We start from the raw sequence: 7,547 nt of genomic DNA, 5'->3' as shown, positions 1-7,547 counted from the left end.
ATCTTGTAAAGCACCAGAAACAATTTCTGATGCAGAAGCACTTCTTCCGTTTACTAAAATTGCTAACGGAATTTCAGTATCAATTGGCTCTTTCAGCGTTTTATAAGTGTTATTGTGTTTTTCAATTCGTGATTTAGTCGTCACAATAACTTCATTCTTCGGAACAAATAAATTACAGATATCAATAGCTTCGTTTAATAAACCTCCAGGATTTCCGCGTAAATCCAAAACAATTTGCGTTGCTCCGTCTGCTTTTAGTTTTTCAAGAGCTTCTTTTACTTCGGCCGAAGCTTTTCTGCTAAAATGCGCCAAAACGATATAACCGGTTTTGTCATCAATCTTTCCGTAAAAAGGAACCGATTTAATATCTACTTCATCCAAAACTAAAACAGTAGTGTTTGGTTTTCCTTGACGAAGATATTTGATATTGATTTTGGTGTTTTTTGTTCCTTTTAATAATTGCGAAGCATCGTCTTTAAAATCGGCAATTAAAACATCTCCAATTTGAATGATTTCGTCTCCTGCTTTAAGTCCGGCTTTATCTGCAGGGTAATTTTTATAAGGTTCGCGAACAATCAGACGATCTTTTTTTCTTGAAATCAAAGCGCCGATTCCAGTATATTCTCCAGTATTATTGATTTTGAAATTGACAACATCTTGTTCATTGAAGTAAACAGTGTACGGATCCAGACTTCCCAACATGCTTTTGATTGCTTTATCCATCAAATCTCCCGGATTGGTTTCGTCAACATAATTGGTGTTTACAGCTTTAAACAAAGTTGTAAAAATCTCGATCTGTTTGGCAATTTCAAAAAAGTCTTCTTTAAAACTGGTTCCAACAAACAACATTCCCGCCGCAGCGACTGGTATAATAAATTTCTTCTTGAAATACGGATACATGATTATTCTTTTTTTCTTCTTTTTAATCTTTTTCTAATAAAATAGGCAAATACAACAAATAAAATGACAAACGGCCAAGCGCTTAATAGCGAAATCAATAAATCGGATAAAGTATAGAATCCAGATTCAATGGCATTCCAAAGTTTGGAGCCGTAAGATATTTTGATACCTTCTTTTTCAGGTATTAATTTATAAAATGCAATAGTAATTGTGCTTTCAGAAACGCGGCTTTCTAAATATTTCAATTGACCTTCTTTCGATTCTATTTCTTCGCGAATTGTCGAGATTTGTTCTTCAATTTCTAAAATCTCACTGACTTTATTGGCTTTCTTTAAAATTTCAAGATAACGTTCTTCGAGTTTTTTCTTTGTTTTTAATCTAGAAGTCAGATCGATGTATTGTTCTGTTACATCTTCGGCTGAAATATTTTTAACTTCAAAGTAAGAGACACCTTTAGAGACGTCACTTATAAAACGGTCAAAATTTTGGCTCGGAACTTTTACTGTTAGATTTCTAGAAATGGTTCCATAATCTTTTCCCTCAGAATCGTTAATGATTCTTGCTTTACTATTTGTAACCGCTTTTTGAATTTGATTGAAAGTATTTTCCAAATTATCGGTTTCAAAACGTAAAGTGGCTTCTTTTATAATCTTTTGTTCAATTTCTTGTTTGACTTTTGAAGCTGGTGCTGCTATAGGATCAGCATCTTTATAATCAGAGCCAGCTTCTGCTTTTGCAGGAAGTTTTACTGCCTGTATAGAAATTGCTTCTTCATTGGCACTTCCAGCTTTACTACATCCAGAAAGAATTAAAAATAAGAATGATAAAAGGAAAATATGTCGCATAAAATTTCAATTTAGAGCTAAAACTACGATTTTTTTGCCTAACTTGATTAATTATCTTACGTTTTGAAATTTACGCTTCTGTTTTTGGTTCAGAATCTTCAGTTTTATTGATTTGGGCTGTAAATTTCTCAAACAACTGAATCATTTTGGTATTGATTTCGTCATAAGATAAACGGTCTTTGGTCTGATAAAAAAGCATTATAGAATACGGCTGATCTAGATTATCCAAAAGCAGATTTTTGTTTAATCGATAGGTTTCTCTCAAAACTCTTTTGAAGTAATTTCGATCTACAGCTTTTTTGAAGTATTTCTTTGAAACTGAAACGCCAATCTTGGTTTCTTCTTCTGAATTTTCTTCCGCTTGACGATAAACCAAACGAAGAGGATATTTAGACACCGATTTTCCTTCAGAAAACAGTAATCCAATCGTGGTTTTGCTCTTTAAACGCTCGTTTTTAGGGTAAGTAAAGTTCATTTAATTCAGAAAAAATTTGCAAATTCTAGTGCAAAGGTACAATTAAACCAGAAAAACAGTTATTGTTTTCAATTTTAATAAGTCTAAAAATATATTTACTACTTTTGCGCATTAATTTTTGAAGCATGGAAAAAATTATATCTTATCCTATATCGGTAATTTACTATTTATTATTTGGTTTATGTTTGGTTGTTTTTCACCCAATTCAGTGGATTTGTTTAAATGTTTTTGGCTACCAGGCTCACAAAAAAAGTGTTGATTATTTAAACTTTTTCCTTTTAAGATGTACGAATCTTGTGGGAACGAGATATACGATCGAAAACAGAGATACAATTCCGAAGGGCGTGCCGATTATATTTGTGGCAAATCACCAAAGTATGTATGATATCGTGGCAATGATTTGGTACTTTAGACGTTTTCATTGTAAATTTGTAAGTAAGAAGGAGTTAGGTAGCGGAATTCCGAGTGTTTCTTATAATTTGAAATACGGAGGATCGGTACTTATTGACCGTAAAGACCCTAAACAAGCAATACCAGTTATTAAAGGCTTGTCTGAATATATCGAAAAAAACACAAGATCTGCCGTGATCTTTCCAGAAGGAACAAGAAGTAAAACGGGAGTACCAAAAGAATTTGCGCAAAGCGGTTTAAAGATTTTATGCAAATATGCGCCATCTGCATACGTTGTGCCCGTGAGTATCAATAATTCTTGGAAAATGGTAAAATTTGGTTTTTTTCCTGTTGGTTTAGGAAATCACCTGAAATTTACAGCTCATCCAGCTTTGGCTGTCAAAGATTACAAATTTGAAGAGCTGATGGAGATTACTGAAAAAGCAGTTAAAGAAGGAATAAATGAATATAAACAGGTTTAAGTTTTAGTCCGAGCTAAAATGTAAAACCCAAATCTATAATAAGTAATGTCTATAAAAAACATTAGATTAGAAGTAATGCAGTTTTTGGAAAAAAACGTGGATAGCTTCGTTGAACAGTATTTAATTCCAGTGGAAAAAATTTGGCAGCCGTCTGATTTTTTACCGAATTCTCAAGGAGAAAACTTCTTTGAGGAGGTAAAAGAATTGCGTGAGATTGCTAAAGAACTTCCATACGATTTCTGGGTTACGCTTGTTGGTGACACAATCACAGAAGAAGCTTTGCCTACATATGAGTCTTGGTTAATGGATGTAGAAGGAATTGATCAAACTGAAGGAAACCAAGGAAACGGTTGGGCCAAATGGGTTAAACAATGGACTGGAGAGGAAAACCGCCACGGCGATCTTTTAAATAAATACTTGTATTTGTCTGGTCGTGTGAACATGCGCGAAATCGAAATGACGACTCAACACTTGATCAACGACGGTTTTGATATTGGAACTGGAACTGACCCATACAAAAACTTTGTATACACTAGTTTTCAGGAATTAGCAACTTATGTTTCGCACAATAGAGTAGCGCAAATGGCTAAGAAATTTGGTGATAACAAGTTGTCTAAAATGTGTAAAATGATTGCTGGTGATGAAATGCGTCACCACCATGCATATAGCGAATTTGTTACGAGAATTTTCCAAGTAGATCCAAGCGAAATGATGTTGGCGTTTCAATACATGATGAAACAAAAAATCGTTATGCCAGCTCACTTCTTGAGAGAATCTGGACAAAAAATAAGTACAGCTTTCGAGCAATTCTCAGATTCAGCACAACGTATTGGTGTTTACACAGCAAACGATTATGTTGACATCATGCAGAAGTTAATCAACAAATGGGAAATTGACAAAATTAGCAATTTGACAGATGAAGCTGAAAAAGCTCGTGATTACTTAATGAAATTACCAGCTCGTATGGCGAAAGTCTCTGAAAGAATTGTGATTCCTAAAGAATCTCATATCTTTAAATGGGTAGAACCTGCGAGATTGTAGATTTCAGATTTTAGAATTTGAGACAAATCATCTAAAGCAACTTTGTTGCTTTAGTTAAAAAAAGAATACATTGTTGGTTGTTGAAGATCTAAAAATCTTTGACAATCAACTTTTTTTATAAACCGTAAAAACTTCTATATGAGCGATTCACAACTGATTATTAAAACCATTGCTTTTGTTAAAGAAAAACTAAACGATGCCGAAGGCGGACATGATTGGTTTCATATAGAACGCGTTTTTAAAAATGCAATTTTGATTGCTAAAGAAACGGAGTGCGATCTTACGGTAGTGCAATTGGGTGCTTTATTGCACGATATTGCCGACAGTAAATTTCACAATGGAGATGAAACAATTGGGCCAAAAACGGCAAGAGCGTTTTTAGAGGCCGAAAATGTTTCTGAGGAGATAATTGCTCATGTTGTCAATATCATTGAAAATATCTCTTATAAAGGTGGAAATTTCGAAAGAAAGTTCTCTTCGGTCGAATTGGATGTTGTGCAAGACGCAGACCGGTTAGATGCGATTGGTGCAATCGGTGTTGCGAGGGCTTTTAATTATGGCGGATTTAAGAACCGTTCTTTATACAATCCGGATATTGCTCCTGTGACCAATATGACAAAAGAGGAGTATAAAAAGAATAACGCTCCAACGATAAACCATTTTTACGAAAAGCTTTTATTGCTAAAAGATAAAATGAATACAGAAAAAGGAAAAGAAATTGCTGCTGAAAGACATCGCTTTATGGAATCTTTCCTTTCTCAGTTTTACGCAGAGTGGGAAGGGTTGAAATAACGTTCAGTTGAAAGTCTCTATTTTCTGTCCAAATATGATCTTTCATCTTATTTCTTTTCTCTATAAAATCTAAACTTTCAGAATATAAAATTAAAACGGCTCCAATATAGAGCCGTTTTGTATTTAAGGTCGTTTATAAATTATTAGAATTGGTCACAATTGAGATTTCATTCTTGCTCTTTCGAATAAAAGAATCAAAAAAACTACTAACTGTTTTTCATTATCAAATAAGTAATAATTGTAGCACAGAAAAAACCTATTGCAAACCAAAGCAAGCGAGCAACTCTATTGTCTCTTACTATTTCTATTCTATCTTCTTGTGTCATTTGCGATGAATTTTAAAAAGCAAATGTAAGTTAAGAAAAATATACAAACGAGTTACTTTTGGCTTTTAAAATATCAAAATAAGACATTTTGATTTTAAAAGAAAAAGCTTCAAATAGATTTTAATTTCTATTTGAAGCTTTCCCTTTTGTGCCTATAAACCTTAGCACTTTTGTTCCTTTAAATAAAATTAAGAACATCCGCAATCGGTTCCACCGCCGCAGTCTTTTTTCTTTTTAGATTTAAAAAAGAATTTTTTGATTAGAAAAGCAACTGCAAATCCTAATATGGCGAAGGCAATAATTTCTTGAAACATAACTTTTTATTTTAAAAGTTGATACGCAATTAATGCGGTAAAATAAGCCAATCCGCTCATGAAAACTAACTGCATAGCAGGCCATTTCCACGAATTGGTTTCTTTTTTTGTAATGGCCAATGTACTGGCGCATTGCATAGCAAAAGCATAAAACAGCAATAAAGAAATTCCTGTTGCAAAGTCAAATACTTTCTTTCCAGTATCTGGACGTACTTCTGCTTGCATTTTGCTTTTTATCGTCGATTCGTTGTCGGTATCTCCAACGCTGTAAATCGTCGCTAAAGTTCCAACGAAAACTTCACGCGCTGCAAACGAACTGATTAAGGCAATTCCGATTTTCCAGTCGTAACCCAAAGGCTGAATGGCTGGTTCAATCGCGCGTCCCATTAATCCGATATATGAATTCTCTAGTTTTTGAGAATTAACTTCATTTTCAAATTGTGTTTCATCCAAAGTAGTATTGGCAAATCTTTCTTTTACGATAGTTTCTGCCTCATTGAATTCTTTTCCAGGACCGTAAGAAGCCAAAAACCAAAGAATAACAGAAATCGCCAAAATGATTTTACCTGCACCAACAATAAATGCTTTTGTTTTTTCGACCACATTAATTCCGACATTTTTGAAAAGTGGCATTTTATAACTTGGCATTTCGACTACGAAATAGGTTTTAGAGTCTAGTTTTAAAACTTTGTTTAAAATATAAGCTGACAGAATTGCCATGAAGAAACCTAAAACATAAAGTGCCATTAAGGTTAATCCTTGAACATTTAAAAATCCAAAAATGCGTTTACTTGGTACGACAAGCGAAATAATAATCGCATAAACCGGTAATCTTGCAGAACAAGTCGTGAATGGCGTTACTAAGATTGTAATAAGACGTTCTTTCCAATTTTCAATATTTCGAGTTGCCATAATTGCCGGAATCGCACAAGCTGTTCCAGAAATTAAAGGCACAACACTTTTTCCCGAAAGTCCGAACTTACGCATGATTTTATCCATTAAGAATACGACACGGCTCATATAACCGCTTTCTTCCAAAATCGAAATGAATAAGAATAAAAATGCAATTTGCGGAATGAAAATAATAACGCCGCCAATTCCAGGAATAATTCCTTGCGAAAGCAAATCGGTTAAAATACCGCTTGGCAATTCTTCAGCAACCCAGCTGCTTAAAGAAGCAAAAGTGCTGTCAATGAAATCCATCGGAATGGTTGACCAGCTGAAAATCGATTGGAAAATCAAAAATAAAATCGCAAAGAAAATGAAGTAGCCCCAAACTTTGTGCGTCAAAACGCGATCAAGTTTTGCACGAATGTCTTTTGCCATAGAAGCATCGACTTTCAAACCTTCTTTTAAAACATCATTGATAAACTGATATCTTTTGATGGTTTCTTTTTGCTGTAAACGTTTTAATTCAGAATGCGATTTAGTAAAAGTGCTTCTGATTTCATTTCGATCTAAATTCAAGAAATTGACATCTTGCGTAATTACCAACCACAATTTGTACATCAATTGGTTTGGAAATGCTTTTTGTAATTTTTCAAAATATTCAGGATCAATTACAGAAGCATTCAAACATGGTTCGTGCGGAAGCGTTTTATAAGAAACAATCAATTCTTTTAACTCTTCAATTCCTAAACCTTTTCGCGAACTTACTAAGGCAATTTTCGTTTTTAGTTTGTCTTCTAAATACGGAATATCCAAAGAAATTCCTTTGCGCTCCATACGATCTGACATGTTGATGACCAAAATCGTCGGAATCTCAAGGTCTTTTATTTGAGTGTAGATTAATAAGTTTCGTTTCAGATTTTCAACATCTGTAACAACAACTGCTACATCTGGATATAATTTATCGTTTTTGTTTAGCAAAAGTTCGATTACCACGCTTTCGTCCATCGAACTTGCGTTCAAACTGTACGTTCCAGGTAAATCTAGAATATTCGCTTTTATGTTATTAGGTAATTTACAGAATCCGATTTTCT

The 7,547-nt window shown here is 33.9% G+C and carries 8 protein-coding genes; 3 read left to right on the top strand and 5 right to left on the bottom strand.

Going from position 1 to position 7,547, the window contains the following annotated elements; translation table 11 throughout:
• From ACE01P_RS24180 to rnpA, 3 genes are all read right to left on the bottom strand, one after another.
• Positions 1-900: S41 family peptidase (locus ACE01P_RS24180; protein ID WP_379701623.1), on the bottom strand; the 900-nt coding region annotated here is incomplete at its 3' end.
• Between the two features lie 2 nt (positions 901-902).
• Entirely contained in the window at positions 903-1,745 is an 843-nt protein-coding gene (locus ACE01P_RS24175; protein WP_379701621.1) for a DUF4349 domain-containing protein, read from the bottom strand.
• A gap of 70 nt (positions 1,746-1,815) precedes the next feature.
• On the bottom strand, positions 1,816-2,220 hold the full coding sequence (gene rnpA / locus ACE01P_RS24170) for a ribonuclease P protein component (protein ID WP_379701620.1): 405 nt from the start codon (positions 2,218-2,220) through the stop codon (positions 1,816-1,818).
• A gap of 125 nt (positions 2,221-2,345) precedes the next feature.
• Here rnpA and ACE01P_RS24165 point away from each other — a divergent pair, with 125 nt between their 5' ends.
• The 3 genes from ACE01P_RS24165 to ACE01P_RS24155 all read left to right on the top strand — a co-directional run bounded on the left by ACE01P_RS24165 (position 2,346) and on the right by ACE01P_RS24155 (position 4,925).
• Positions 2,346-3,092 carry a lysophospholipid acyltransferase family protein gene (locus ACE01P_RS24165; RefSeq protein WP_379701619.1) on the top strand — a complete coding sequence of 249 codons (747 nt, stop codon included), beginning with the start codon at positions 2,346-2,348 and terminating at the stop codon, positions 3,090-3,092.
• A gap of 45 nt (positions 3,093-3,137) precedes the next feature.
• Positions 3,138-4,133, top strand: coding sequence for an acyl-ACP desaturase (locus ACE01P_RS24160; protein ID WP_379701618.1), 996 nt, complete (start codon positions 3,138-3,140; stop codon positions 4,131-4,133).
• Positions 4,134-4,271: 138 nt separating this feature from the next.
• Positions 4,272-4,925 carry an HD domain-containing protein gene (locus ACE01P_RS24155; RefSeq protein ID WP_379701617.1) on the top strand — a complete coding sequence of 218 codons (654 nt, stop codon included), beginning with the start codon at positions 4,272-4,274 and terminating at the stop codon, positions 4,923-4,925.
• Positions 4,926-5,439: 514 nt separating this feature from the next.
• Here ACE01P_RS24155 and ACE01P_RS24150 read toward each other — a convergent pair.
• Complete coding sequence (locus tag ACE01P_RS24150; RefSeq protein WP_085949274.1) at positions 5,440-5,565, bottom strand: FeoB-associated Cys-rich membrane protein; 126 nt, start codon at positions 5,563-5,565, stop codon at positions 5,440-5,442.
• A 6-nt stretch (positions 5,566-5,571) separates the two neighbouring features.
• Positions 5,572-7,547, bottom strand: a 1,976-nt coding sequence (gene feoB, locus ACE01P_RS24145) for a ferrous iron transport protein B (protein WP_379701616.1), incomplete at its 5' end; no start/stop codon positions are given.

The organism is Flavobacterium sp. HJSW_4 (genome assembly GCF_042436695.1).
Lineage (GTDB): Bacteria > Bacteroidota > Bacteroidia > Flavobacteriales > Flavobacteriaceae > Flavobacterium.
This window is presented reverse-complemented; position numbering and strand designations above follow the sequence as displayed.